General features: G+C 67.8%; 23 protein-coding genes. 9 read left to right on the top strand and 14 right to left on the bottom strand.

Features of this window, described 5'->3' with window-relative positions; translation table 11 throughout:
* Positions 1 to 125: 125 nt before the first annotated feature.
* Positions 126 to 1,814: a long-chain-fatty-acid--CoA ligase gene (locus tag IWX89_RS07765; protein WP_196902998.1), complete on the top strand. Its 1,689-nt coding sequence runs from the start codon at positions 126 to 128 to the stop codon at positions 1,812 to 1,814.
* 65 nt (positions 1,815 to 1,879) lie between these two features.
* On the opposite strand, the gene IWX89_RS07760 is transcribed toward IWX89_RS07765, so the two are convergent.
* Positions 1,880 to 2,398 (bottom strand): DNA alkylation repair protein, encoded by a 519-nt coding sequence (locus IWX89_RS07760; RefSeq protein ID WP_196902997.1) that lies wholly within the window; start codon positions 2,396 to 2,398, stop codon positions 1,880 to 1,882.
* 102 nt (positions 2,399 to 2,500) lie between these two features.
* Between IWX89_RS07760 and IWX89_RS07755 the strand changes: the two genes are divergently transcribed.
* Complete coding sequence (locus IWX89_RS07755; RefSeq protein WP_196902996.1) at positions 2,501 to 2,827, top strand: antibiotic biosynthesis monooxygenase; 327 nt, start codon at positions 2,501 to 2,503, stop codon at positions 2,825 to 2,827.
* Positions 2,828 to 2,849: 22 nt separating this feature from the next.
* Here the strand turns inward: IWX89_RS07755 and IWX89_RS07750 are convergent, their stop codons facing one another.
* The 8 genes from IWX89_RS07750 to IWX89_RS07715 all read right to left on the bottom strand — a co-directional run bounded on the left by IWX89_RS07750 (position 2,850) and on the right by IWX89_RS07715 (position 13,900).
* Positions 2,850 to 4,358, bottom strand: a complete 1,509-nt coding sequence (locus IWX89_RS07750; RefSeq protein WP_196902995.1) for a cellulose binding domain-containing protein — start codon at positions 4,356 to 4,358, stop codon at positions 2,850 to 2,852.
* Between the two features lie 105 nt (positions 4,359 to 4,463).
* On the bottom strand, positions 4,464 to 5,459 hold the full coding sequence (locus tag IWX89_RS07745) for a Gfo/Idh/MocA family protein (RefSeq protein WP_196902994.1): 996 nt from the start codon (positions 5,457 to 5,459) through the stop codon (positions 4,464 to 4,466).
* Positions 5,460 to 5,578: 119 nt separating this feature from the next.
* A complete protein-coding gene (locus tag IWX89_RS07740) occupies positions 5,579 to 6,004 on the bottom strand; it encodes a universal stress protein (protein ID WP_196902993.1) in 426 nt (141 codons plus the stop codon).
* A gap of 110 nt (positions 6,005 to 6,114) precedes the next feature.
* On the bottom strand, positions 6,115 to 6,921 hold the full coding sequence (locus IWX89_RS07735) for a hypothetical protein (RefSeq protein WP_196902992.1): 807 nt from the start codon (positions 6,919 to 6,921) through the stop codon (positions 6,115 to 6,117).
* Positions 6,922 to 7,007: 86 nt separating this feature from the next.
* On the bottom strand, positions 7,008 to 9,341 hold the full coding sequence (locus IWX89_RS07730; protein ID WP_196902991.1) for a hydantoinase B/oxoprolinase family protein: 2,334 nt from the start codon (positions 9,339 to 9,341) through the stop codon (positions 7,008 to 7,010).
* 52 nt (positions 9,342 to 9,393) lie between these two features.
* Complete coding sequence (locus IWX89_RS07725; protein WP_196902990.1) at positions 9,394 to 11,520, bottom strand: hydantoinase/oxoprolinase family protein; 2,127 nt, start codon at positions 11,518 to 11,520, stop codon at positions 9,394 to 9,396.
* Between the two features lie 2 nt (positions 11,521 to 11,522).
* The gene (locus tag IWX89_RS07720) at positions 11,523 to 11,981 is read right to left on the bottom strand and encodes an acetone carboxylase subunit gamma (protein WP_196902989.1); all 459 of its coding nucleotides are present in this window, start codon (positions 11,979 to 11,981) and stop codon (positions 11,523 to 11,525) included.
* A 62-nt stretch (positions 11,982 to 12,043) separates the two neighbouring features.
* Entirely contained in the window at positions 12,044 to 13,900 is a 1,857-nt protein-coding gene (locus IWX89_RS07715; RefSeq protein ID WP_196902988.1) for a hydantoinase/oxoprolinase family protein, read from the bottom strand.
* 168 nt (positions 13,901 to 14,068) lie between these two features.
* Here IWX89_RS07715 and IWX89_RS07710 point away from each other — a divergent pair, with 168 nt between their 5' ends.
* The 4 genes from IWX89_RS07710 to IWX89_RS07695 all read left to right on the top strand — a co-directional run bounded on the left by IWX89_RS07710 (position 14,069) and on the right by IWX89_RS07695 (position 17,885).
* A complete protein-coding gene (locus IWX89_RS07710) occupies positions 14,069 to 15,922 on the top strand; it encodes a sigma-54-dependent Fis family transcriptional regulator (RefSeq protein WP_196902987.1) in 1,854 nt (617 codons plus the stop codon).
* Positions 15,923 to 15,950: 28 nt separating this feature from the next.
* Positions 15,951 to 16,421: an isoprenylcysteine carboxylmethyltransferase family protein gene (locus tag IWX89_RS07705; protein WP_196902986.1), complete on the top strand. Its 471-nt coding sequence runs from the start codon at positions 15,951 to 15,953 to the stop codon at positions 16,419 to 16,421.
* 104 nt (positions 16,422 to 16,525) lie between these two features.
* A complete protein-coding gene (locus IWX89_RS07700) occupies positions 16,526 to 17,524 on the top strand; it encodes an LLM class flavin-dependent oxidoreductase (RefSeq protein WP_196902985.1) in 999 nt (332 codons plus the stop codon).
* Positions 17,525 to 17,534: 10 nt separating this feature from the next.
* Entirely contained in the window at positions 17,535 to 17,885 is a 351-nt protein-coding gene (locus IWX89_RS07695) for an MmcQ/YjbR family DNA-binding protein (protein ID WP_196902984.1), read from the top strand.
* Positions 17,886 to 17,911: 26 nt separating this feature from the next.
* Here IWX89_RS07695 and IWX89_RS18775 read toward each other — a convergent pair whose 3' ends face one another.
* The 4 genes from IWX89_RS18775 to IWX89_RS07675 form a co-directional block, all read right to left on the bottom strand.
* Entirely contained in the window at positions 17,912 to 18,526 is a 615-nt protein-coding gene (locus IWX89_RS18775) for a class F sortase (RefSeq protein WP_196902983.1), read from the bottom strand.
* Between the two features lie 58 nt (positions 18,527 to 18,584).
* On the bottom strand, positions 18,585 to 19,487 hold the full coding sequence (locus IWX89_RS07685; RefSeq protein WP_196902982.1) for a hypothetical protein: 903 nt from the start codon (positions 19,485 to 19,487) through the stop codon (positions 18,585 to 18,587).
* Between the two features lie 61 nt (positions 19,488 to 19,548).
* Positions 19,549 to 20,166 (bottom strand): histidine phosphatase family protein, encoded by a 618-nt coding sequence (locus IWX89_RS07680; RefSeq protein ID WP_196902981.1) that lies wholly within the window; start codon positions 20,164 to 20,166, stop codon positions 19,549 to 19,551.
* A gap of 50 nt (positions 20,167 to 20,216) precedes the next feature.
* Positions 20,217 to 20,687: an Lrp/AsnC family transcriptional regulator gene (locus IWX89_RS07675; RefSeq protein ID WP_196902980.1), complete on the bottom strand. Its 471-nt coding sequence runs from the start codon at positions 20,685 to 20,687 to the stop codon at positions 20,217 to 20,219.
* A gap of 124 nt (positions 20,688 to 20,811) precedes the next feature.
* On the opposite strand from IWX89_RS07675, the gene IWX89_RS07670 reads away from it, so the two are divergent.
* The 3 genes from IWX89_RS07670 to IWX89_RS07660 all read left to right on the top strand — a co-directional run bounded on the left by IWX89_RS07670 (position 20,812) and on the right by IWX89_RS07660 (position 23,902).
* Positions 20,812 to 21,843, top strand: coding sequence for an ornithine cyclodeaminase (locus IWX89_RS07670; protein ID WP_196902979.1), 1,032 nt, complete (start codon positions 20,812 to 20,814; stop codon positions 21,841 to 21,843).
* Positions 21,844 to 21,846: 3 nt separating this feature from the next.
* A complete protein-coding gene (gene ctlX / locus IWX89_RS07665) occupies positions 21,847 to 22,797 on the top strand; it encodes a citrulline utilization hydrolase CtlX (RefSeq protein ID WP_196902978.1) in 951 nt (316 codons plus the stop codon).
* 193 nt (positions 22,798 to 22,990) lie between these two features.
* Complete coding sequence (locus IWX89_RS07660) at positions 22,991 to 23,902, top strand: lytic transglycosylase domain-containing protein (RefSeq protein ID WP_196902977.1); 912 nt, start codon at positions 22,991 to 22,993, stop codon at positions 23,900 to 23,902.
* 15 nt (positions 23,903 to 23,917) lie between these two features.
* Here IWX89_RS07660 and IWX89_RS07655 read toward each other — a convergent pair whose 3' ends face one another.
* The gene (locus IWX89_RS07655) at positions 23,918 to 24,718 is read right to left on the bottom strand and encodes an alpha/beta fold hydrolase (RefSeq protein ID WP_196902976.1); all 801 of its coding nucleotides are present in this window, start codon (positions 24,716 to 24,718) and stop codon (positions 23,918 to 23,920) included.
* Positions 24,719 to 24,834: the final 116 nt, after the last annotated feature.

Here is a 24,834-nt window from a genome sequence, read left to right as displayed (position 1 = left end):
GCGGATGCGCGGGGGCCCGGGGCAGGCGCATCCGCCGGTCAGGCCGGGGAATAGGTCTGCGGGAACCATCGCCGCCCTTTGGCTAGGGATTCGCGTGAGGCAGCCGCATGGTGAACGATGGGTCCATGGCGAACACTGAGCAACAGCCCTGGGTGAAGAACTACCAGCCGGGCGTTCCGGCCGAGATCGAGTTGCCCACGGAATCGCTGGTGGCGATGTTCGAGCGGTCGGTCGCGGAGGCCGGCGATCATCCGGCGCTGGAGTTCTTCGGCCGCCGCACCAGCTACGCCGAACTCGGCGACCAGGTCGACCGTGCAGCGGAGGGGCTGCGGCACCTGGGAGTGCGGGCAGGGGACAGGGTCGCCCTCATCCTGCCGAACTGCCCCCAGCACGTCGTGGCGTTCTACGCGGTGCTGCGACTGGGTGCGGTCGTGGTCGAACACAACCCGCTCTACACGTCCAGGGAGCTCCGGCACCAGTTCGAGGACCACCAGGCCCGCATCGTGATCGCCTGGGACAAGGTGGCGGCATCCGTTCGCGCGTTCCCGGCCGACATCGAGATCGACCATGTGGTCTCGGTCAACCTGCTCAGCGCGTTCCCCGCGGTCAAACGGCTCGCCCTGTACCTGCCGGTGAAGAGCCTGCGCGAGTCCCGGGAGGCGCTCACCGGCGCCGCGCCGGGAACGACACCGTGGAAGGACCTGTTGGCGCACGGGCACCTCGACCCGGAGCATCCGCGCCCCTCGGTCGACGACCTCGCGGCGATCCAGTACACCTCGGGCACCACCGGGCGCCCCAAGGGGGCCAAGCTCACCCATTTCAACCTGTACGCGAACGCCTTGCAGGGAGAGGCGTGGATGCACGGGGCCGAGTACCGCAAGGAGATCTTCTACGCGATCCTGCCGATGTTCCACGCGTTCGGCATGACGCTGTACCTGACCTACGGCATCCGCAAGCAGGGCCTGCTCGTGCTGTTCCCCAAGTTCGACCCCGATCTCATCCTCGACGCCATGAAGAAGTCGCCCGCGACGGTGTACTGCGCGGTGCCGCCGATCTATGAGCGCACCGCGCTCGCCGCGAAGGAACGCGGGATCTCGCTGCGCTCCTGCAAGTACTGCATCTCGGGCGCGATGAACCTGCCGGAGCATGTCGTCGAGCTGTGGGAGTCGGTGTCCGGCGGTCTGCTCGTCGAGGGCTACGGCATGACCGAGTCCTCCCCGGTGGCGCTGGGCAATCCGTTCCATCCCAGCCGCCGCCCCGGCACGATCGGCGTGCCCTTCCCCTCGACCCTGATGAAGGTCGTCGACCTCGACGACCCGACCGCCCTGGTGCCGCAGGGCCAGCCCGGGGAGCTGCTGCTGCAGGGGCCGCAGGTGTTCCAGGGTTACTGGAACAACCCGGAGGAGACCGCGAGGACGCTTCTGCCGGGCGGCTGGCTGCGCACCGGCGACATCGTCACCGTGGATGAAGACGGCTTCACCACGATCGTGGACCGGGCCAAGGAACTGGTCATCACCGGGGGGTTCAACGTGTCGCCCTCCGAGGTCGAGGCCGTGCTGCGCCTGCATGCGGATGTCGTCGACGCCGCCGTCTTCGGCAAGCCGCTGGAGCGGGGCGGGGAAATGGTCGTCGCGGCCGTCGAGTTGAAGCCGGGGACGACCCTGGACGAGGAAGCGCAGCGGGCCCACTGCCGCGAGCACCTCGCGGCGTACAAGATCCCGCGGAGGATCGTGCAGATCGATGACATGCCGCGGTCGATGCTCGGCAAGATCCTGCGCAAACAGGTGCGCGACCAGGTGCTGCCGCTGCTCTGACCTCAGTCGGCGACGGCAGCCGGCATCGCACCGGGAGGCGACGGGGAGGTACCGGCCCAGCCGCCTCAGCCCGCTTGTTCGGTCCCTGCCCGCGCGCGTCGTGCCTGCTCGCGAGCCAGGAGGGCGGCGCGCCGAAGCCACACGCTGTCGTCGTGCGCCCATCGGTCGAGCACGATCTCCGCCCGGGCCCGGCCGGTCGGGTCAAGCTGCTCCAGCAGCGGGACGACCACGCCCCCGGCCAGCAGGTCGGCCAGGACCGGCAGGCCGCCGGCGCGCACGAAACCTTCGATCCGGGTCAGGTCCGAGTTGCGCAGCATCCGCACCCGCGACTGCAGAAGCACGATGGCCGCGAGACGGCGTTCGAACACGGGCACCAGCCACAGTTCCGAGCTCAGCGCGGTGATCTCGTCGTGGGTCAGACCCGGGTATCGGCGGAGGGCATCCCGGATCGTGCCGCGCACCGCGCCGACCGAGGCACCGTAGAAGCGCAGTTCGCTGCCCAGTCGAGCCCGTTCGGCGAGGGCCCGGTCGGGGTCGCCCTCGCGCTGCAGCGTCGCGTCCACGAATTCGGCGGCGTCACTCATCCGTTCATTCTCTCAACCTGCCCCGGTGGGCGTCGCAGCTTCGGCACAGCCGGTCGTGCCAGCATGGGGGAGACTCTGAAGCCACGACCGAAGGAAGCCCCGATGACGATCATCAAAATCAACGCGATCACCGTTCCCGATGACGGCGGCGACGAGCTGGCCCGCCGGTTCGCCGCTCGCGCCGGAGCCGTCGACGACCGCCCCGGCTTCGAGGGCTTCGAGCTGCTGAAGCCCACCGACGACCGCAAGACGTGGCTGGTCGTCACCCGCTGGGCCGATGACGACTCGTTCCAGGCCTGGCTGAATTCGCCGGCCTTCGGCCACGGGCACCGGAGCGAGACACCCCAGGACGGCGAACCTGCCGCCCGCCCCGTCGGGGTCAGCAGCGAGCTGTGGTCCTACGAGATCGCCGGCGGCTCGCCCGGCTGATCCGGATCGGCCCGGACCGGCGCTACTTCGTTGCGGCGACGAACGCCTTGGCATAGGCCCAGCGCGGGCTGCTCACGCCGGAGCAGAGGTAGGCCGGGATGGTGCCGGTGCACGGCTGGTCCCGGGTCATCTCCCACCAGCTGAGCACGCCGAGGCCGTTGGCCTTCGCGAACGTGCCGACCGAGGTGGCATCGGCGAGCGTGAAGACCTCGCCGAGGTCGTCCTTGCCGATCATCGGTGTGATGCCGACCAGGGCCAGGCGCTGCGCCGCGGTGAGGGCCGCGTAGGCCGGGATGGTGCCGATCTGGGTGGCGGTGGCCTTCGCCGCGGAGATCGCTGCCGTTCCCATCGCGCTCGTGCCATCGCCGTAGTCCATCGCCATCACGTTGACGGCAGAGAGCTTCACGCCGGCGGCGGCGAATTCCGTGACGGTGCGAAGGCCCGTCGGCACCAACCCGGTTGACATGACCGGCAGGGTCAGGGACACCTGCAGGGGACGGCCTGCGGCGGAACGCTGGGCCTGGAGTGCGGCGACTGCGGTGGCACGACGCTGGTTCGACACGGCATCCGACACGTCGGCACCCTCGATGTCGAAGTCGACCCGGTCGAGGTTGAACCGGGTGACGACCTTCGTGTACGCGGCGAGCAGCGTGGCCGGGTTCGTGCAGACCCGGGCGAGTTCGTCGTTGATCGCTCCGCCGAAGGAGGCGATGACCTTCCCGCCGCCGGCCTGGAAAGCGGTGACGTTCGGCAGGAAGTCCCCGGTGCCCCCGACAGAGTACGCCGTGTAGCCGGCCCAGGTCGGGCTGCAGGCGCTGGCGCGGTCGGCCACGATGAACGCGGCCGTGACCGCGCTGACCCCGGCAGAGGACGCGAATGAGGACAGGTCGGCCGTCGGCCACGATCCCATGTCGACATAGGGGGCGACGAGGATGCTGCCTGCGGCCGGCGAGGGAACCGGGGTCGGGGTTGGGGTTGGGGTTGGCGTGGGCGTCGGGGTTGCTGTGGGTGTCGCGGTGGGGACCGGCGTGGCCGTTGGCGTGGCGGTCGGCGTGGCCGTGTTGACCGGGGCGCCGTTGATGGAACACGGAATCGAGGCCGCGCCGACCGGCAGACCGATCACCGTGCACGCGGTGGGGTACAGCGCGGCGGTCCCCACCTTGGTGGAGGTCAGGCCGAACGAGGTGGTCGCGCCGGCAGCGAGGGTGGTCGCCCAGGAGGGGGCCTTGACGGAGAATCCGCTCGGTGCGGGGGCGAGGACGCCGTTCCACAGGGTGTTGACCTTGTGCGCGTAGGTGAAGGAGACCTGCCACGGGCTGAGTTTCGTGGTCGAGGAGTTGCGGAGGTCGACCGCGGACTGGAAGCCGGTGGTCCAGACATTCGTGTTCGTCCACGTCACTGCGACGCCGGCGGGTGGGGTGAGTGCAGCGGCCGGCAGCACGGCGGCCGTGCCGGCGCCGAGCGCCAGCAGGACCGAGGCGCCGATGGCGATCGCGAGCGGGCGGAACCGGCGGGAAGGTGAAGCGCTCACTCGGTGTTCCTCGTGTCCTCGGGTGAAAAGCGGATGCACGTCTCCGTGCCGTGCCGTCGGTCGTCGGCGCCGTTGTCCCCACTATCGGTCGTGGGAACCGGCCAGTTAGGCGGAACGGTGCTGAGTATTGCTCCGGTCCAGTCCGGCTGCGGCGTAGATGGCGTCGATCACCGTCATGTTGCCGACCGGGTCGTCGCCCTCGGTGGGGAGCGGTTCTCCGCCGGCCAGCCCGCGGATGATGGCGTCGAGCTGGTGATCGTAGGTCTCGGCGCCGCGCACGGTGAGCGAGCGGGTGATGCCGTCGATCTCCTCACGGATGCTGTGGCCCGTCGACGGGAAGACCAGGTTGTCGACGTGCACGGTGCCTCTCGTGCCGATGATGTCGAGGGAGGTGTTGAGCGGTGTGCCCTCGATCATGCTCGACGTCACCCGGGCGGTGACCCCGGACGGAAACAGGAGGCGGGCGTCCATGCTCAGGTCTGCGCCGAGCGGGTTGAGGGTCGCGAACGCGTCGGTGACGGTCGGTTCCTCGCCGATCAGGGCGCGCACCCAGTGCACGGGGTAGCAGCCCAGGTCCATCAAGGAGCCCCCGCCGAGGGCTGGGTCATGCCGGATGGAGAGTGGGTCGAACGGGTTGCTGCCCGAGAAGTCGGCCTGCAGCGAGACGATCTCACCGAGCCGGCCGGACGCCTTGATCAGGTCGAGTTCGAGACTGAGGGGATGGTAGCGATCGTGGAACGCCTCGATCAGCCGCCGCCCGGTTGCGGCGGCGGCAGCGCGCATCCGCAGCGCCTGGGCGCTGTTGAGCGCGAATGGTTTCTCGCACAGGACGTCCTTGCCGGCCTCCATCGCGGCGATCGACCACTCGGCGTGCTCCGACGGCGGCAGTGCCACGTAGACGAGGTCGATCGACGGGTCGGCCAGGAGCGCCTGGTAGTCGCCGTAGGACCGGTCGATGCCGTGCTCGAGGGCGAATGCCGCGGCGGCGGTGGCCCGCCGTGACGCGACCGCGGCGATGACGGCATCCGTGCGCCGCCTCGCCGGCCGGATGATCGCGGCCGGTGCGATGCCCGCAGCACCGAGGATTCCGATTCGCAGCATCAGCGGGTTCGAATTGTTGGAGTTCGGGACATATTCGGAGTATAGGGGCGCGACCGGGCGGCCCGCTGCTGTTCCGGTTCGGCCGTCAGCAGGGGGTCCGGTCTACACCGACAGCACCGCTACGACCGGATGACCAGCACCGGGCACGGGGCGTGGTGGACCAGCTGGTTGGAGACCGAGCCGAGGAGCAGCCCGCTGAACCCGCCGAGCCCGCGCGACCCGACGACCAGCAGGTCGGCGCCGTTGGCGGCGTCGAGCAGAACCGACGCCGGGGGTCCCTGGACTATGTGCCCGGTGACGTCGACTCCTTCGAACGGGACGGCGTCCAGCGCGACGGCCTGGATCCGCTCGGCGCCGCGCTCTGACCGGTCGTCGATGTACTCACCTTCGACGTCCGCAGTGCGCGGCGGGTAGGACCAGGACGTGATCGGACGCACCCGGCCGTGGCGGAGTCGCGCCTCGTCGACGGCCCAGCGCAGGGCGGCGATCGACTCCGGGGATCCATCGACGCCGACCACGACCAGGAAGGAGCGTTCGTTGTCCATCGGTCTGTCCTTTCAGGCCGGCCCGTGCCGGTCGTGTCAGTGTGTGACGGTTCGCCCGGGCGGTCAAGGGTGACAGTGCCATCGACCGCAGTGACCGAATCCCCGGGGTGTCACTTCAGTCCGGCGATCCGGGCGAGGACGAATTCCGGAACGGCCGTCGGCGGGATTTCGCCGAGGAGGAAGTCGCCGTCCGGCAATGCGCCGTCATCGTCGAGCCAGAAGCCGGGAGGAACCACCGAACCGAGGCGGCCGGTGCCGTGGACCTCGATCTGATCTTCGCTGCGTTGTGCCAGCGTCCACCGGTAGTGGTCGGTCACATTGGCCACGGGCGAATAGGTAGCCACCGGCACGGTCACCGGGGGAGTCCCGCCCGTTACCGTCCGGTCGTCCAGCAGGACGGCTGCCAGGTTCAGGTCGGCGAAGCCACGGAGCCAGTCGGCGACATACATCGAGGCGTTCTCGGCATCGTCCGCGTCGAGCTCGGCGGGGTCCGTCGAAGCGGAGAAGTGGGTTCGAACGAGCCATTGCATCGGCGACGGAATCTGCAACACAACGGGATGGCGCTGGGTCCGGGTGAAGACTGTGGCGAGTTCGACGGCCAGCCTGGTGGCGTCGGCGTCGGCGAGCAGAGTCCGCAGGGCATATCCCGTTCGAGTCCGGGCGCCCATCGCCTGTCGCAGATCGCCGGTCGACTCCACTCGGTGCGCGTAGAACCGGTCAAGGCTCAGAAGGACCAGATCTGACGCGAGAACGCCCTGGGCCTGGCCGACGAAATTGGCGTAGGCCATCGGCTCGTGCCAGGGCACGGGCTTGCCCTGCAGGAAGACGGCCTGGGCGTAGTCATGGCTGTCGAGCAGGACAGCCCGGCGACGACCCGTTGGCGGTTCAGCGATGGCGGCGGCGAATGATGGTGTCATGGTGTCTCCGATCTGGAAGGAAGCACGTCGCTGCGGAGCCTCCTCTGAGAGGGAAGGCTCCGCAGCGACGGGATCAGGGTGCGGGGTCAGGACTTGTGCTCGACCGTTTCTCCGTATTTCTCCTCGAGTTCGCGGACGCGGGCTTCGAGGCGGTTGATCTTCAAGACCCGGCGGTCGGGGATCATGATCAGCGGCAGGTCTTCGAGCTTGCCCTTGACCCGCTCCGGCTCCAGCCCGCCCCAGTGCGTCGCCAGCAGTTCCTCGTCGTCGTCCTGTCCCCAGGAACCGAAGTAGAGCAGGTCCGCCGGCGGTTCGTCGCTGACGAATTCCGCGACGAACTCCTTGTACGGCTTGCCGCGGCTGATCCGGTCCCGGCGCATCTGCGCTCGGAGTTCGATCGTGGCCTGCCCGTGCACCACATAGGTTTCCGGTTCCCAGACGACGCCGTACATCGTCCGGGCCGTGTGGGCCGAGATCCGGTCCAGCTCCAGGTCGGTGACCACCAGTTCCGGGTCGCGCTCCAGCACGTCTCCGTAGCCGCCCCCGGCACCCTGGGCGATCATGTAGAGCTCGCCCTCCTTAGCCACATCGAATTGCAGTCCCATGTGAGCGGACTGGTAGTCGCCGCCCTCGAACGGCTGTTCGTTCATGACGCGTTCCATTGACAGGTTGAACTGGGACGGGTCCTTTCGGATGATGTCGTAGATGTTGATGCCCTTGACCATGGCCAGCGGGTACACCGGGCAGCCGTAACCGCCGAACATGCCCGGCACGGAGGAGAACTTCGATCCGGACGTCACGGTCATGAAACCCCAGCTCGGGGTACCGCGGGAAGCGACGATCATCTCGTAGCCCATTCCGCCACGGAACTTGCCGAACCCCTGGTTGTCGCGGACCAGCCTCTTGCTGACCAGCTGCAGGAACGGGACCTCCTCCTCCATGACCTCCTGCTCGCCGATATCCGCCATGGCACAGAACAGCGGGGCGACGGCGTCCTCCCCGTCCCTGAACGCCTTGGCCCCGCCGCCCATGCCGTTGAGGTCGGCGCAGAGGTTACCGACCTGTTCGCCGTTCTGCGTCGTGCCGCCCCAGAGGAAATCGTTGATCTGGTTGAACCAGGGCGCGACGACGTTGGAGTACTTCTGCGGTGCCGAGAACTGCATCTTCGCGAAAGCAGTCTGCAGAGCGGAGAAACCGCGGAAGGATGCCTGGAGGGACTGGCCGACCGGAGCGTCGTAGCCCGCATCCGCCCAACTGTGCTCCTCGGTGATGACCTCGATGGGCGAGAGAGCGCCGGTGCTGCGCGGGAGGTCGGGCCACCAGTAGGACAGGATGGCCTGGGCCATGAATGACTTCGTCGAAGCCAGCGGCGAGTTGATGGCCCGATTGAGGATCTCGGGACCCGTGCCGGTGAGGTCGACGATCATCCGCTCGCCCTTGATCGTGATCTTGCAGGCGAACTTGATCAGGATGTTCTCCTTCAGGGTGGAGTCCACGAACTGGTTGAACGTGACCGTGCCGTCCGGGAGCTCGCCGATCCGGCGGCGAACTTCGGTTTCGACGTCTTCCACGGTCACCCGGAGGGAGGCGACGAAGGTCTCCTGGCCCACCTCGTCGATCAGCCGGTCCACGGTGTCCATGATGCGGCGCACGGCCCCCATCTTCACCTTGATGTCGGCCAGCATGAGCTTCGGGTCCCGGGTGGAATGCTGCAGGAAGGTGAGCAGGTCGCGACGCAGGTGCCCCTTCTCGACGATCTTGATCGGTGATGCCCGGAGTCCGTCGTCGAAGGGAGTCTCCGAGCCTGAGGGCATGCCGCCGGGCTCGCAGGCCCCATTCTCGCCCTCGTGGATGGTCGCCCCCACCCAGGCGATGATGTGGCCGCCGCGGATCACGGGCACGAGCATCGACTGGTCGGTGTTGTGAACCATGCCGAAGCGCGAATCATTGTGGAAGAACCCGTCGCCCTCATTGATGCCGACAGTGGGCTCGTCCTTCCAATTCTTCATGATGTACCGGATCGGGTGGTGCAGCACCGCGGAGAACGCGATCACACCGCGGTTGGACAGATAGGTCACGTCGCCCTCGGCGGTGTAGACGGCACAGGAAAGGTCGGCCCACTTCGCGCCGGGGGCGGCGCCCATGCTCTCGCACATTTCGAAGGCCTCATCCAGGGCGCCGGCGAGGCGCTTCCGGATGCGGTCGATTTCGAGCGGGTCGATGCCCTGGCCGATGCATTCCTCCTCGTACTCGGAGCGCGGCATGATCTGGTGGTGGCGCATGATCGCCGGGTCGGGGCCCAGGAAGAGGGTCGTCTCATCCATGAACTTGTCGACCCACTGCTGCTCCTGGTCGGTGAGCAGCTGGGCGTCATCGTCGCCCGCGCCGGTGGGCACGAACTCATTGGTGGTCAGTGTCATTGTTCTCAAGCTCCTTTGCTTGCGCGTGCAGGGGGAATCGTGGGGGAGACGGTCAGTCGCTGAGCAGCCATACGGCCCCCTGCACTGTTGGTTCGAGCCGCCAGCCCGGTTCGACCAGGTAGGTGGTGTTCTCGGTCGTGACGATCGCGGGCCCGTGGATGACGTATTCGTGCTTGAGGGCGTCGGCGTTGAAGACGGGGGTGTCCACCGCCCCGTTGATGCTGGTGAAGTGAACCGCCCGGTGGGAGACCGGGGCGGGCCTGGTCTTCTCGCCGCCCGCGTGGATCGATTCGAACTCGATCACTTCGCCTTCGATGTAGGAGGCCACCCGGATGGTCTGTACGCGGATGCCTGCCTCCGGCGCCTGGGTGCCCTCGCCGTAGCGCTCGCCGAAGATCTCAGAGAAGGTCTTGATGAGGTGCAGGACGTCCGCCACACCATCGACGCGATTGATGTCGAAGGCGACCGCGGTGGTGACGAGCTGGTTGCCGTAGCGCATGTCCATCTCCAGGCGGAAGCGCACCGAGGACCGGTCGTACCCCTGGCGCACCAGGTCTTCCGCGCCTTTGTCCTCGAGTTCGGCGATGTAGCCGTTCATCGCCTCGTACTTGTTGTAGAGGCTGCGCTTGAGCGGTTCGTAGAGCACGACATAGGCGCTGCGCTCGTGGATGTGCAGCGGCCGCATGTTGCCCGCGCCGAGAGCCGAGAAGACCGAGGCGAACGGCGGGAACAGGATGCGACTGATTCCCGCGCTCGCCGCGATGCCGCAGGCGTGGAGTGGGCCGTTGCCGCCGTAAGCCAGCATCGTGTAGTCCTCGATCAGGCCGCCGCGGGATCGCAGCTCCTTCTCGATCCCGATCGCCATCTGCTCGTCGACGGTCTTCTTGATCACCTTGGCGACCTCGACCGCGTCCAGATCGAGTTCGTCGGAAAGAGTCTCATCGATGACGTAGAGCGACCGTTTCCTGTTGAGTTTGATGTGGCCGTTGGCGTAGTTGTCCGGGTCCAGGTAACCCAGGACCAGGTCGGCGTCGGTGACCGTCGGGCGCAGCCCGCCGCGGTCGTAGCACGCGGGGCCCGGGTCCGAGCCTGCCGATTCCGGCCCGATCTGGATGGCGTGGTGGATCCGGTTGTACGCGGCGATGGACCCGCCGCCGGCTCCGAGGGTGTTGAGGTGGATCATCGGCGCCGACACCATCCAGCGCCCGATCGTCGGCTGGAAGTCGTAGTGCCGCACACCTCCCTCGGGGACCAGGCCGATGTCGAAGGACGTGCCACCCATGTCCATCGACACGACATCGCCCAGGCCGGTCGACTCGGAGAGATGCTGGGCTGCGCCAACCCCGGCGATCGGTCCGGAATGGATCGTCTGCAGGGCATCCGTCGAGTTGGGCTGGGCCATGCCGCCCGAGTTGTGGATGACCAGCATCGGCTTCTCGTAGCCCGAATCGCGCAGGTTGTTGGAGAGCTGATTGAGGGCGTGGAACATCGTCTCGTGCAGGAATGCGTCCACGATCGTGGCCATGGCGCGCACATACTCGCCCTTGCGCCCTGACACCTGGCTGCTCAGGAGCACGGGAATCGAACCGAGTTCGTGAGCGGGGTATTCCTCGAGGATGATCTCGAGGATGCGGTCCTCGTGGACCGAGTTCTCGGTCGCGTTCGTCAGGGCGATGACGATCGCCTCGGCCCCGTGGTCGACCAGCTCCCGTACCTGCGTGCGCACGTCCTCGTACATCAGCGGCACGAGCACCTCACCGACTGAATCGATGCGTTCCTTGACGGAACGGATCAGCCGGCGCGGCACCAGGGGGTCCGGCCGTTGGGCATCGGGCATGTCGCCCTGCTTCACACCGTCGAGGCCTTCTCCGTAGCCGCGGCCTCTGGACAGGGGGATGGTGTCCTCGAAACCGTGGGTCACGATCGCCGCGACCCGTGGGCCCTTGCCCTCGATCAGGGCGTTGGTGCCCAGGGTCGTGGCGTAGCGCACGGAGTCGACCTCGCGGAGGGCCGTCTCCCGGGTGATGCCGGCCCGGTCGCAGGCACGGTCGAGGGCCTCGTTGAAGCCCAAGGCCAGGTTGTGGTGCGTGGTCAGCGCCTTCGACTCGATGTAGACGTCATCCCAGACGAAGAAACAATCACTGAATGTGCCGCCGATATCGACAGAGATCCGTTTCATGGTCAGTGCTCTCCTTCTCGGTGCGTGCTGTGCGAGTGACCGCCGACGGAGTCGAAGCGGGCGCTGAGGTCGGTGACGGCGTTCTCGCCGGGGCCGTAGTTGACTACTTCCTCCGGGTCGTCGCCGCGGGCTTCCCACTTCTCCCGAAGCGAGTCGATGTCCCACAGCATGTCGACCGTCGGCGGATGCCCCGGTGGCAGGTATTCGGCTTCGATCTGCGTTCCGCAGGTCGGGCAGTAGAACTCCAGGATGCGGCAGTAGGCCGGGTCAGGGGAGAACGTGAACTCATACTTCTCCGGGTCGATGACCGGTGGGTGGATTTCCCGGGGGTCGCGGTCGTGGACCAGCGTCCCCTCCTTGTAGTTGCCGCGGGCGTCGCCGAAGTCGTGGGCACAGACTCGGCAGATCCAGCGTTCGGTGTCGAGATCGATGAACAGGTATTCCGTCATGGGAACGCGCATTGTCTAGTTACCTTCCTGGGGAGACACAGTGGGTTGAGGAAGCCGCGCGACGGATGCCGCGATCATGCGGCATCCGTCAGGAGGAGGTCACCGGCAGTGGAGACGGTCAGGCTCCAGCCGGCGGGCACCCGGGCCGTGAAGAACGGCCCCTCGACGATGGCCGGTCCGGATGCCGTGGCACCCGGCTTCTGCTCGTCGAGTTGATACACCGACACGGTGTCGACCTCGGTGGCGGTTGACCGCACCTGACGCGTGCCGCTCGACACAGCGGCGACCTGGCGGGCGGGGGTGCCACCCTCAAGAATGGGATGCGGCAGGCGGAAGACGGCCTTGAGCGACAGGATCTCGCTCCCGTCCTCGGCGATGGTGCTCCACTCGAGTTCGCACTCGCTCAACTCGTGTCCCTCCTGGAACATGTCCCGCGCGGCATCCGCCTCCATCGTCCGCCGGGCCAATTCGAGGCTGGCCGGGGTGAACCCGGTGACGTCGGTCTCGTACGACTGGGCGATGTCGGAGAAGCTGATGCCGTAGGCAGAGAACACGGCCGCCAGGCGCGGGACGAGCACAGTGCTCACTCCCGCGCTCCGTGCCGCGCTGCACGCGCTCATCGGCCCGCCGCCACCGAACGCCGCGATCGTGGTCTCGCCGGTGGTGCCGACCAGGGCGGCGAAGGCGCCCGACAACCGGTCGGAGTAAGTGCGTTCCATCCTGATCAGCGCCTCGTCGAGGCTGATCCCGAGCGGCTCTGCCACCGTCCTGGTGATCACGGCGCGGGACCGTTCGGCGTCCAGGGCCATCTCGCCGTTCAGGTAGGTCGCCGGGTCGAGAACGCCCAGCAACAGGTTGACGTCGGTGATCGTGGCCTGCGTGCCGCCGAACCCGAAGCAGGCCGGTCCCGGTGCGGCACCCACGCTCTCGGGGCCGACCGTGATCTCGCCGTCCCGAACGGCGATGATCGAGCTTCCGCCCACACCGGTGGAGTGCACGTTGCTCATCTCGTAGGAGATGTCAACGCCCTGGACCGACCCGCGTCGGTCGACCGAGATCGTGGAATCGGTGACCATGCCGACGTCGGTCGTGGTGCCGCCGACGTCGATCATCAGGACGTGTTCCAGCCCGTAGGCCTCGGCGAGCGCCCGGGTGCCTTCGAGGCCACCGCGTGGCCCCGACGAGTAGGTCTTCAACGCCACCGATTTTGAGACCCGGGATGACGCACCGTCATTGCGGTAGATCAGCAGGGGATTCTTCACCTTGTACGCACGCAGGCGGTGTTCCGCGCTGTACAGGAATCGTTCCACCGTCGGGTGCAGGAAAGAGTTGATGATTCCCGACCAGATCTGCCTGGTCCGGGTGGTGTCTGCTGCGAAGTCCCGGGAGAACAGGATCGGAACCGAGCCCAGGAGGTGCCGGGGGAAGTTCTTGAGCATGGTGCGCTTGTACAGGTGTTCGCGCTCGACGCTGCCGGCGGCGACCACCAGGCGCTGGGCACCTGCCGTGGTCAACCGGTTGATTTCCGCCACCAGAGTCCCGGCGAGTTCGGCCGGGGAGCCGTCAGACGCAAGGATGGCGACCCGGTTGCCGATCAGGTCGTCGAAGAGTCCCGCAGATCGCTCCGATCCACGGAGGGAATCGACCAGGCCTGGATCGTCGGTGATGAGACCGAGCAGTGGACCTTTGCGCTCGACCAGCGCGTTGGTGCCCTGGGTCGATGAATAGCGGATGTGGCGGGTCGACTGCAGCAGGCCGGCGAGGTCGGATTCGCCGAACAACGACTCCGACGCCTTCGTCATGCCGTCGAAGAGGCATTGCGACAGGTCCACGGGGGTGGTCAGGGTCTTGGTGAAAGTGAAGTCCGTTCCGCTTCCGACCACGATGTCGGTGAGTGTGCCGCCATTGTCGATGTTGATCAGACGTTCCATGAGCGCTCCTTTGCGTTGGTGTTGGAATGACCGGCGGCCCGTCCGGGGGCCACGAATCCCAGCGTGCACGAGCCGCGAATGATCTGTGTGTCCCACATTGGGACACCGGTCGCCTAGCGCTCTGCCCGGTCGCCGAGGCATGCTTGCACAGTCCACAAAGGAGTAGATATGCCGGAAACCGCCGTTCGGCGATCAAAGATTGCGGCCGCGCGGTCGAAGTTCATCCAGTTCGGGCGATCGGAATCCGTTGCGGATGCCGACGTCGTCGCCAGCGTTGTGAGTGCCTCATGGCAGCGCTCGTTTGCGGCCGGAGTCAACGCGGCGACCACCCAGGCCGTCTTCCATGAGGACCTCGATCTGACCGGCCGGCTGGTGCGCTGTGCCAGACCGGTGATCACGAGGCTGAGTGACGATATGTCGGAGATGCCGTTGAGCATTGTGCTGACCGACTCCCGGGCCAGGATTCTCAGCCGGTCCGAAACGGACAGGACAATCGGCACCCTGCTGGACAAGGTCTCCCTCGCTCCCGGGTTCAACTACGCCGAGGCATCGGTCGGTACGAACGGAATCGGCACCGTGCTGGAATCGGGCCAGTCGTTGTACATCGTCGGGCCCGAGCATTTCCACGAGCACCTGCAGCCGTTCGCCTGCGCCGGGAGCCCCATCCGGGACCCTCTCTCCGGGCGGATCGAGGGTGTCCTCGACATCACGTGTTTGAGCGAGCATTCGAGCCCGTTAATGAACTCTCTGGTCAGGTCGGCGGCCCACGAGATCGAACGCAATCTCCTGGTCGATCGCAGCCAGCGGCAGCAGGCCTTGTTCGAGGCGTACGTCAAGCTCGATTCCCGTTCGCGGGGCGCCGTGATGGCGATCGGCGGCAGCATAGTGATGGGAAATGCGGTGGCCCAGAACCTGTTCGAGCCGGCCGAGCAATGGACAATTCACGAACACGGCCGGTATCTGATGACCGGCCAGGGGCAGCCGGTCGACCGGATCCAGTTGTCCACGGGCAAGGTGGTAGCTATCCGGGGCAACCTGGTCGTCGTCGGCAAGGAGGTTGCGGGAATAGTCATGGGCGTCGACATCGTGTCGGAGGCAGCGCGGGCCGCCGGACGGATTCCGGTCCCTGTCGACCTCCCCGCTGCTTCGTCGGCCGCCGACCCCGTCATCGGACTCGCCGACGAGCCGTCCGCCGCCTCAATCTTCGGCGATGGTCGCTCCCTGCTGGGGAAGCGCACCTCCAAGGAGATCGTGGATGCCCTTCACCAGCGGAGGGCATTGCTGGTGATGGGCGAATCCGGGTGCGGGAAGCTGTCGCTCGTCGTCGATCTGTACCGTCGGGTGGTCCCCGAGGGTCAGACCCGGGTGATCTCCGCCGCGGACGTGATTCAGCGCGGGCTGGCCGAGGAGGAACACGCGCTGGAACTCACGAGCGCCCCGACTCTCCATATCTTCACCAACATCGACCAGCTGGATGTCGACGGCGTCGCCGCTCTGAGCGCGTTCCTCGTCATCCTGGCGGAGCAAACCGGACCTGTCTCGGTCGCGGCGACGTTGTCCGGTGCCGACCTGGATTCACGGCTCCCGTTCACGGGGTTGCTGGACCATTTCGACGCGGCGGTGACGGTCGCCCCGTTGCGTCACCGCCTCGACGATGTGCCGCTGATCGTCACGCGTGTCCTCGCGAACATGACCGGCCACCGAGGGGTGACGCTCAGCCCGGCAGCCCTGAGGGTTGTTTCCCGGTACACCTGGCCCCGCAACATTCGCCAGCTCGAGGAAGCATTGGAATCCGCGCTGATGAAGCGTCCCGTCGGGGAGATCCAGGCGGAGGACCTGCCCGGCTACTGTCACAGCGGGGCGTCACGCGCGTTGTCGGCCCTGGAGGCAGCCGAACGGGACCTGATCGTCAACGCGCTTCAGGATGCTGACGGCAACCGCGTGCACGCAGCGGAGGCATTGGGCATCGCCCGCTCGTCGTTGTACCGCAAGCTGAAGAACTTCGGGATCACGGCCGCCTGACGATCGGGCACGGGCGTAGCCTCGAGCCATGAAACGTGCGCTCGCCTTCGGCCTGGTCTCCGCGCAGTTCGTGCTGCTCGCCGCGCTGGCCCTCCTCCCGCACGGGGTGCTGTGGCCCGTAAACCTGGGCGCCATGGTCGCGGCGATCGTGCTCTGCGCGGGCGGGGTGAGCCTCGCGGTGCTCGGCGTGGCCGGCCTGGGGCCTGCGTTGACGGCCAGCCCGATCCCGCGGGAGCACGCCCCGCTGGTCACCACCGGCGTGTACGGCCTCGTGCGCAGCCCGATCTACACCGGGCTGATGACCGGCGGGCTGGGGCTCGCCCTGTTCGGCGCATCGGCCTGGCACCTCGCCGCCTGGCTTGCGCTGGTGATGCTGCTGGCCGGCAAGGCGCGGTGGGAGGAACGGATGCTGCTGGCCGAGCATCCGGACTACGCCGGCTATGGGGCGCGGGTGGGCCGCTTCCTGCCGGGTGTGGGCAGGCTGCGCAGGTCTGCCTGACCCGGCGGGTGCCCGCCGCCGATCCCTGGAGCGCCGGTCCTCGGTGTGGAACCGGGTTTCGTTGTCTGGGTAACGATTCGAGGGCGGATCCCGTTGTCCCAGGCATGACGATTCCGCTTTCCATTCTCGACCTTGCCCCCATCGCCCCCGGGCAGACCCCGAGGGAGAGCTTCGCGGCCAGCGTCGCACTCGCCCAGGCGGCCGAGAAGCACGGCTACAGCCGGGTCTGGTACGCCGAGCACCACAACATGCCGACGATCGCCTCGTCGGCAACGGGCATCCTGATCGGGCACGTCGCCGCGCACACCTCCACGATCCGGCTCGGCGCCGGCGGCGTCATGCTGCCCAATCACTCGCCGCTGTCGATCGCCGAACAGTTCGGCACCCTCGCGGAGCTCTACCCCGGCCGGATCGACCTCGGCCTCGGCCGCGCGCCCGGAAGCGACCAGACCACGGCGCGGGCCATGCGCCGCGACGCGCGGGCATCCGACCAGTTCCCGCAGGACGTGGTCGAACTGCAGGCCTACCTGCGCGACGAGTCCGTTGTCCCCGGAGTGCGGGCCGTGCCCGGCGCCGGCACCGACGTGCCCCTCTACATCCTCGGGTCCTCGCTCTTCGGAGCGCAGCTCGCGGCCAGGCTCGGCCTGCCCTACGCGTTCGCGTCGCATTTCGCGCCCGACTCCCTCTTCGACGCCGTCGCCACCTACCGGCGCGACTTCGTCCCGTCGCGCCAGCTTTCCGCCCCGCACGTGATCGTCGGCGTCAACGTGATCGCCGCCGACGACCAGGCGGATGCGACGCTCCAGTTCGAGACGACCCGGCGCGCCAGGGTGCGCGGCATGATCGCCCGCGGTCCGGCCGCGCCCGACTACACCGACGCGCAGATCGACGCCTTCCTCACCACGAACGAGGGACGCCAGATCGCGAACATGATGCGGTACTCCGCCGTCGGCACGCCCGACGTGGTGCGGGACTTCCTCGAGGACTTCGCCGCGGCCACCCAGGCCGACGAGCTCATCATCGCGCATGCCTCCCGCGACATCGCAGACCGGTTGCGCTCGGTGGAGTTGACGGCCGGCGCCATGAATGCGGTGACGGTCTAGTCTCGAAGCCATGACCCCGGATGCCCTCGTCGACTTCTGCCTGAGCCTGCCCCAGGCGGTGGAGACGTTTCCGTTCGGGGAGGAGACGAGCGTGTTCAAGACCAGCGGCAACGGCAAGATCTTCGCCCTCTCCGCCCTGGCAGGGGAGCCGCTGACGGTGTCGCTCAAGTGCGACCCGGAGGAGAGCCGTGCCCTGCGAGAGGAATTCCCCGGGCAGATCACCCCGGGCTACCACCTGAACAAGAAGCACTGGATCACGATCGTGCTCGGCGGTCAGGTCGAGGACGCGCTGGTCGAGCAGCTGCTCAGGGACAGCCACGCGCTCGTGCGTCCGAGGGTGCCGCGGGCCAGGGCGGAGTGACGCCGGCGCTCAGCAGCCGGTGTCGGTCAGCAGCCGGCGTTGGTGGCGTTCTGGTCCAGTTGCAGCACCACGACGATGTTCTTCACCGTGGCTGAGTTCGGATCGTAGCCGACGGGTCGATAGCAGCTGACCAGGACCAGGCGGTTCGGGATCGCATTCGTCAGTTCGTCGTTGCTCTTGTACTCCGCCTTGTCGAGGGTGAGCGTTTTCTGGGTCTGGTAGCACAGGGTGCCGTGTGCCGTGTCGACCGCTGCCAGGTTCCCGACCTTCATCTCCTTGAGGCCGTTGAAGACCGCCGAATCGACCCAGGAATGCCCGTAGAGGTAGACCGTGTTGGCCGAGTCCGTTCCGGCCAGTCCGCCCGCAATGGTGGTGTCCCACGAAATGGTCGACAGATCGGGGGGATCGAAGCCGTCCCGATCGTCGATCATCTGCTGGGTGTACTCCGTCACCGCGCCATCGAGCGAGATGGCCGGGACCCGGAGGCGCAGCGGCGCGGAGGCCGCGATGACCGCGTTCGCGACCGGCTCCGGCGCCGTGGTCGGAGCCGCCGAGGACGGCGCCGTGGTCTCGGCCGGAGCGGGGGTGCGGCGGAGGGAGGCCGGCGGGCCGGCATCCGAACCACCGGCGACACCGACCACGATCAGGCCGCCGGCGATCGCGCAGACCAGGGCGGCGGCCCCGACCAGCAGTCTCCTGTTAGCGACGGGCGTCAGCCTTGCGAGTGGCGGCGGCCGCGGCCACCAGGCCGGCGGCCAGCAGGATGAGGACACCGGCGCCCAGGAACGCCGTTCCGCCGAGGTTGCCGGCATCGTGGCCGGCGGCCAGGCCGAACCCGTCGGTCTTCGAGTCGTGCAGGACGTTCTTCACCGGGGTGGTCGCCACGGGGGTCGGGGTCGTGATCGCGGCGGCAGTGGTGATGTTGTTCGTCAGTGATGCCGTGCAGGTGACGACGGACCCGCCCTGGTTGGCGGAGTTGTTGCACTGGTTGATAGCCACGGGGAGTTCGGCGCTCTGGTAGGAGGGCAACACCCTGCAGTTCACGCCGGTGGAGCCGCCGCCGCCGATCGCTGAATCGTTGCACTGGGTGATCGTCGCGTTGGTCGTCGTCGCGGGGAACGGAGTACAGTCCAGAGCCGTGCCGCCACCGGTAGCCGACCCGTTGCACTGGTTGACCGTCGCACCAGCCTTCGTAGCCTGTCCCGTGATGTTGTTGATCACCGTGACGTTGCAGATCAGGCTGGCGCCACCGCCGTTCACGGCGTAGTTGCACTGGCTGACCGACTTCGTTGTGGTGTCGAAGTCTTTCGTCGACGTCGTGCAGGTGGGCTCCGTGTTGGCGGCGCCGTGGCATTCCCTGGTCGTGACGGTGGAGCTCTCCGCTCCCGTATCCAGATTCAGGTTATTGGTCACGGTGACATCGCAGGTGACCCCCAAACCTGGAGTGTTGTCAACGCTGTTGCACTGGGCGAAGTCCTGAGCGGCGAACGCGTTGGCACCGGCGGGGCCGAAGGTGAGGGCGAGAACGGCGATCGCCAGCGACGCCGTCAGGGCCAGGGTGCGCACGAGCGAAGACCGAAAACGCGAGGTGCCTGCTGTCACAGGGGAAGACGAAGCTGTGAGCACAGCACTCCTTAGATAGGAGCCGACCCTAACACGGGGGTCAGCGCAGGTTCCTATCGGCCGCCCGGAGCCCGGCCCAGGAGACGAGCGTCCAGCCGTCCTGGGTCGACCCGGTCAGCTCGACCATGCCCGCGTTGACCAGTTCGGTCGTCCCGGTGAAGACCGAGGTCACATTGAGGGCGCGGGCCGCGGTCCAGACCCGGATGGCGGCGCCGTGGCTGAAGACGGCCACCGCCTCGGCGCCAACGGTGGCCGCTTCGATGTCGGCGTTGAAGCGGGCGAAGAAGGCATGGCCGTCGGGGCCGCCCGGCATCGCGGTGCCGAGGTCGCCCGCACCCCAGGCGAAGGCTGTTTCGAGGTAGGAGTGAATGGATGCCCGGTCGCTCCGCCCCTCGAGGGAACCGGCTTCGATCTCGTGCAAGCCGGGGGAGACCTGGATCTCGAGCCGCCGGTCCTCCGCCAGCGGCCGGGCGGTGAGCTGGGTGCGCACCAGCGTCGACGCGAAGATGGCGTCGATCGGCTCATGGCGGAGGACATCCGGGAGCACCGCGGCCTGGCGGCTGCCGAGCTCGGTCAGGCCGGGTCCGGGGTGGGCGGTGTCGAGTTGGCCGAGGACATTGCCGGGAGTCTGGCCGTGGCGGATCAGGAAGAGTCGCATGGTTGCTTCAGCCTAGGGGCGGGCAGCTTCGGATTCGCCGGGGAGCCCGTTCAGGGCCGGGGTCTGCGAGGTTCGGCCGGGGGAAGATCGTCGTGGGCGACGGAGCTGAGCAGCAGGCTCGTCTCGCTGTTGACGACGCCCTCGATGGAGCGCACCTGGCCGAGCAACCGGTCGAAGTCGGCGAGGCTCTCGGTGCGCAGTTCGGCGACCAGGTCCCAGCCGCCGTTGGTGGAATGCAGGGCTTCCACCTCCGGGAAGCCGCGCAGGGAATGGATCACCCGGTCGGTCGCCCGGCCCTCCACCTCGATCAGCGTGATCGCGCGGATCGCGTCCGGGTCGCGGTCCTCGCGGATTCGCACGCCGAAGCCGACGATCGTCCCCGAGTCGGTCAGGCGTTTGAGCCGGCTGTTGATCGTCGACCGGGTCACCCCGAGGTCGCGGGCCAGACTCGCCACGGGTTCACGCCCGTTCACGCGCAGCGCGGCCAGGAGGCGTCGGTCGAGGTCGTCGAGAGGAGACATTAGGCAAAGTGTACGCCTGAACCGAGCAGATTGACCGATTGTTTGGTCAGATTGGCGCGCAAAGCGAATGGTGGGCACATATCGATCACTCCTACTGTGGGAACCTGATCGAGAGGAGCCGCACATGGTGCGATTTGTAGACGTGGGAAACATCAACCGCTGGGCGGCCGAGACCGGGGTCGAGCGCATCCTCACCGACATGGTGGAGTACATCGAGCGTGACTTCCGGCGCTGGCCCTCCTTCGACAAGGCCCCCCGGGTGGCCAGCCACTCGCCGCTCGGCGTGATCGAGCTGATGCCCACCAGCGACGGCGAAACCTACGGGTTCAAGTACGTCAACGGCCACCCCTCGAACCCGTCGCGTGGCCTGCAGACCGTCACGGCCTTCGGCGTGCTCGCCGACGTGCAGAGCGGCTACCCCACCTTCTGGTCGGAGATGACCGTGCTCACCGCGCTGCGCACGGCCGCGACTTCGGCCATGGTCGCCCGGGCGCTGGCCCGTCCCGCCTCGCACACCATGGCGATGCTCGGCACCGGCACCCAGTCCGAATTCCAGGCCCTGGCCTTCCGCGGGGTGCTCGGTCTGAACCGGCTCCGGGTCTGGGACACCGACCCGGCGGCGCTCGACAAGTTCCTGCGCAACCTGGCCCCGCTCGGCTTCGAGATCGTCGTCGCGACGAGCGCGGCGGATGCCGTCCTCGGCGCCGACATCATCACCACCTGCACCGCGGACAAGGCCAACGCCACCGTGCTCACCGACGAAATGGTCGAGCCCGGCGTGCACATCAACGCGATCGGCGGCGACTGCCCCGGCAAGACCGAGCTCGACGCCGCCATCCTGCTCCGCGGCGACGTGTTCGTGGAGTTCACGGCGCAGACCCGGATCGAGGGGGAGATCCAGCAGATGGATCCCGACTTCCCGGTCACCGAGATCTGGCAGGTGCTCGCCGGCCAGGCCGTCGGGCGTCGGGACGACCGCCAGATCACCGTCTTCGATTCGGTCGGCTTCGCCATCGAGGACTTCTCCGCGCTCCGTTTCCTGCAGGATGCCGTCGACCGCACCACCTTCTATACGGACATCGACCTCGTCGCCGACCCTGACGACCCCAAGGACCTGTTCGGCCTGGTCACCGCGGGCTCGCCCGCGCTCGTCTGACCGATGTCGGTCCAGGCCCCGTCGGCCGTTCTCCTGATCAGACCCCGGTTCTTCACGCCTAATCCGGAGACGGCGCTCGACAACGTGTTCCAGACGCACGCCGTCGGTGATGACGCGGATGCCGTCGCCGCCGCCGCGCACGCGGAGGTGTCCGAGGCTGCCGCCGTGCTCGACTCCCACGGGGTCACGGTGCACCTCTTCGACGACGACGGCCCCGGACGTCCCGACAGCGTCTTTCCCAACAACTGGATCTCGACCCACGCCGGGGGACACGTGGCGCTGTACCCGATGCACACGCCCAACCGGCGCACGGAACGCCGCGGCGACATCGTCGAGATGCTCAAGCAGAGCTACCGGGTGCAGGACGTCGTCGACTACTCGGGGCTGGAACTCGACGACGTCTTCCTGGAAGGCACCGGGGCGATGGTGCTCGACCACGGCGCCCGGATCGCCTATGTGGCCCGGTCGAGGCGGGCGGATCCGATCGCGCTCGAGCGGTTCTGCACCAACTTCGGCTACGAGCCGATGGCCTTCGACGCGGTCGACGAGACGGGCACCGCGATCTATCACACCAACGTCATGATGTGCGTGGCCACCGATTTCGCCCTGGTCGGACTGGGCCTGATCACGTCGCCCGCCCGTCGCGCCCAGGTCGTCGAGCGCCTCTCCGCGCAGGACCGTGAGGTGATCGACTTGGACCCGGAGCAGATCCGCAATTTCGCCGGCAACGCGATCGAGCTGCACGGGAAGACCGGCCGGATCCTGGCCCTGTCCGAGCGGGCGCTGGCCAGTCTGACAGCCCCGCAACGGCGGATCATCGAACGCAGCTGCGAGGTCGTCCCGCTGTCCGTACCCACCATCGAGCTTGCGGGCGGGTCCGTGCGATGCATGGTCGCCGGCATCCACCTGGACCGTCGCTCCGTGCTCGTCAGTCCGGCCGCCGCCGCCGGCTGAGCCGGCATGCCCGCGCGGGAGGGAGATTCCCGTTGCCATGACATTGCCAGCAACAAGTGAGGTTTCGTCCAGAAACATGTTGCAGACTGGGAACTTCGCCCGCGCGCACCCCTGCCCGCGGCTGCCGGACAAGAATCGCTCCGCACCTGCCTGATGACGCGCGGGGGCCCGGGCGATTCGTGTTGAAAAGGGATTGCCTATTTCTTCCTCGCTTGATTCCCCCACGTCCACCCGTACCTCCGATGAAGGCTCGACCCGCCCGCGGAAGCCGCGTCAGCGCCGCAGCCGCTTCCTCCTGGCCGGCGCCATCGTCGCCGTCGGGGCGACGATCGGAACCGGCGCCGTGATCCAGTCCGCGTCGGCCGCGTCGAACGACCGCGTCGACGCCACGGCTGAACTCGCCGCAAGCACCGGGCGCCATCACGAGCAGCTGGGCGCCTACGCCGGCATCGCCCATGCCCAGGCCGCCCAGGCCGCCAAGGGCACCCTGGACGGAGCCAACACCGTGATCATGGCGGCCCAGGGCAAGTCGGATGCCGCGGCGCTGACCGTCTCGGTTGCGTCGCTCACCCACTACACGCTCCTGGCTCCCGACCGGGTCTACGACCTCGTCGACGAGACCAAGGCCCAGACCGCCGCCGTGCAGGCCGCCACCGCGGAGGTGGACCGCGTGGCCGCCGAACAGGCCGCGACCGCCGCTGCCGAGGCAGAGGCCGCGAAGGCCGCGAAGGCCGCGAAGGCCGCGAAGGCCACCGTGGTGTCGACCAGCTCCTCGTCCCGCCCGTCCGCACCGACCGACCCGAGCGGTGCCCAGGCCATCGCCCGTGACCTGATGATGTCCAAGTACGGCTGGGGCGACGACCAGTTCGGCTGCCTCGTCAGCCTCTGGAACAAGGAATCCGGCTGGAACGTCAACTCGTACAACGCCTCGAGCGGGGCCGCGGGCATCCCTCAGGCGCTGCCCGGCAGCAAGATGGCGTCGGCCGGCGCCGACTGGCAGACCAACCCGGCCACCCAGATCACCTGGGGCCTGGGCTACATCTCGGGCAGCTACGGCACCCCGTGCGCAGCCTGGGACAAGTCGGAGTCCGTCGGCTGGTACTGACTCAGCCGCGCGGCATCAGCGAGATGACGCGGGTGCTCCGGGGCCGCTGAGGAATCCGATCGCGGCCTCCCGGAACGCCCGCGCCGTCGGTGCGTTGAAGTGGTTCCGGCCCGGGATCTCGAAGAAGGCCGCATCCGGGGCGGCGAGGGCGAGCGCCCGCGACGCCTCGAGGATGCGGTCTTCGCTTCCCGTTGCGAACAGGAGCGGTTGGGCCGGGGCGTTCTCCGCCCCCGGTTGCGAGCCTCCGCGCATCCCCTCGACCAGGGCGACGAGCGCCCTCAGGTCGTTGCCGGGCACTGCGCGGGCCATGGTCAGGTAGGCGCCGGTGAGCCGGTCGTCGACCTCGGTGCCGTGCTCGATGTGCGCCCGGGCATCCTTTATCTGGAAACGACGCAGCGGATCGCCGTCGGGAATGCCTCCGAGCACCGTGCGCCGGACGCGTCCTTCCAGCTCGCGGGCGGCCTGCCAGCCGACCCGCGCCCCGAGCGAATAGCCGACGTAGTCCACCTCATCGAGCAGATAGGCGTCGAGAACCCGCTGGACATCTGTGACGAGGATCTCCATCGTGTAGGCGGCCGCGGAATGCGGTTTGTCGCTGGCCCCGTGGCCGCGCTGGTCGATCGCGACCACGTGGAACCCGGCCCGGGTCAGGTCTCGGGTCCAGCCGGTCAGATGCCAGTTAGCCACGGCGCTCGACGCGAAACCGTGCACAACGACCACTGTGGGGGCCGCAGGGTCGCCGAATTCGTAGGTCGCGAGCTGCATGCCGTCGGGGGAATAGACGAACCGGTGCGGGGGTGCGGTGCGGAGTGACATCACCACCATTGCACCATGAGAGCGGTGTTCCCGGGGTGACCACGCCGCCGGCAGACACCCCCGCCTGCCAGTACTTTGCCAGTGGAAAATGAGGATTCTTCCAGTAAGCGAGGGCA

This window comes from Cryobacterium sp. MP_M3 (assembly GCF_015752155.1).
Lineage (GTDB): Bacteria > Actinomycetota > Actinomycetes > Actinomycetales > Microbacteriaceae > Cryobacterium.
The sequence above is the reverse complement of the archived record's forward strand: the minus strand, read 5'-3'. Positions and strand labels throughout refer to the sequence as shown.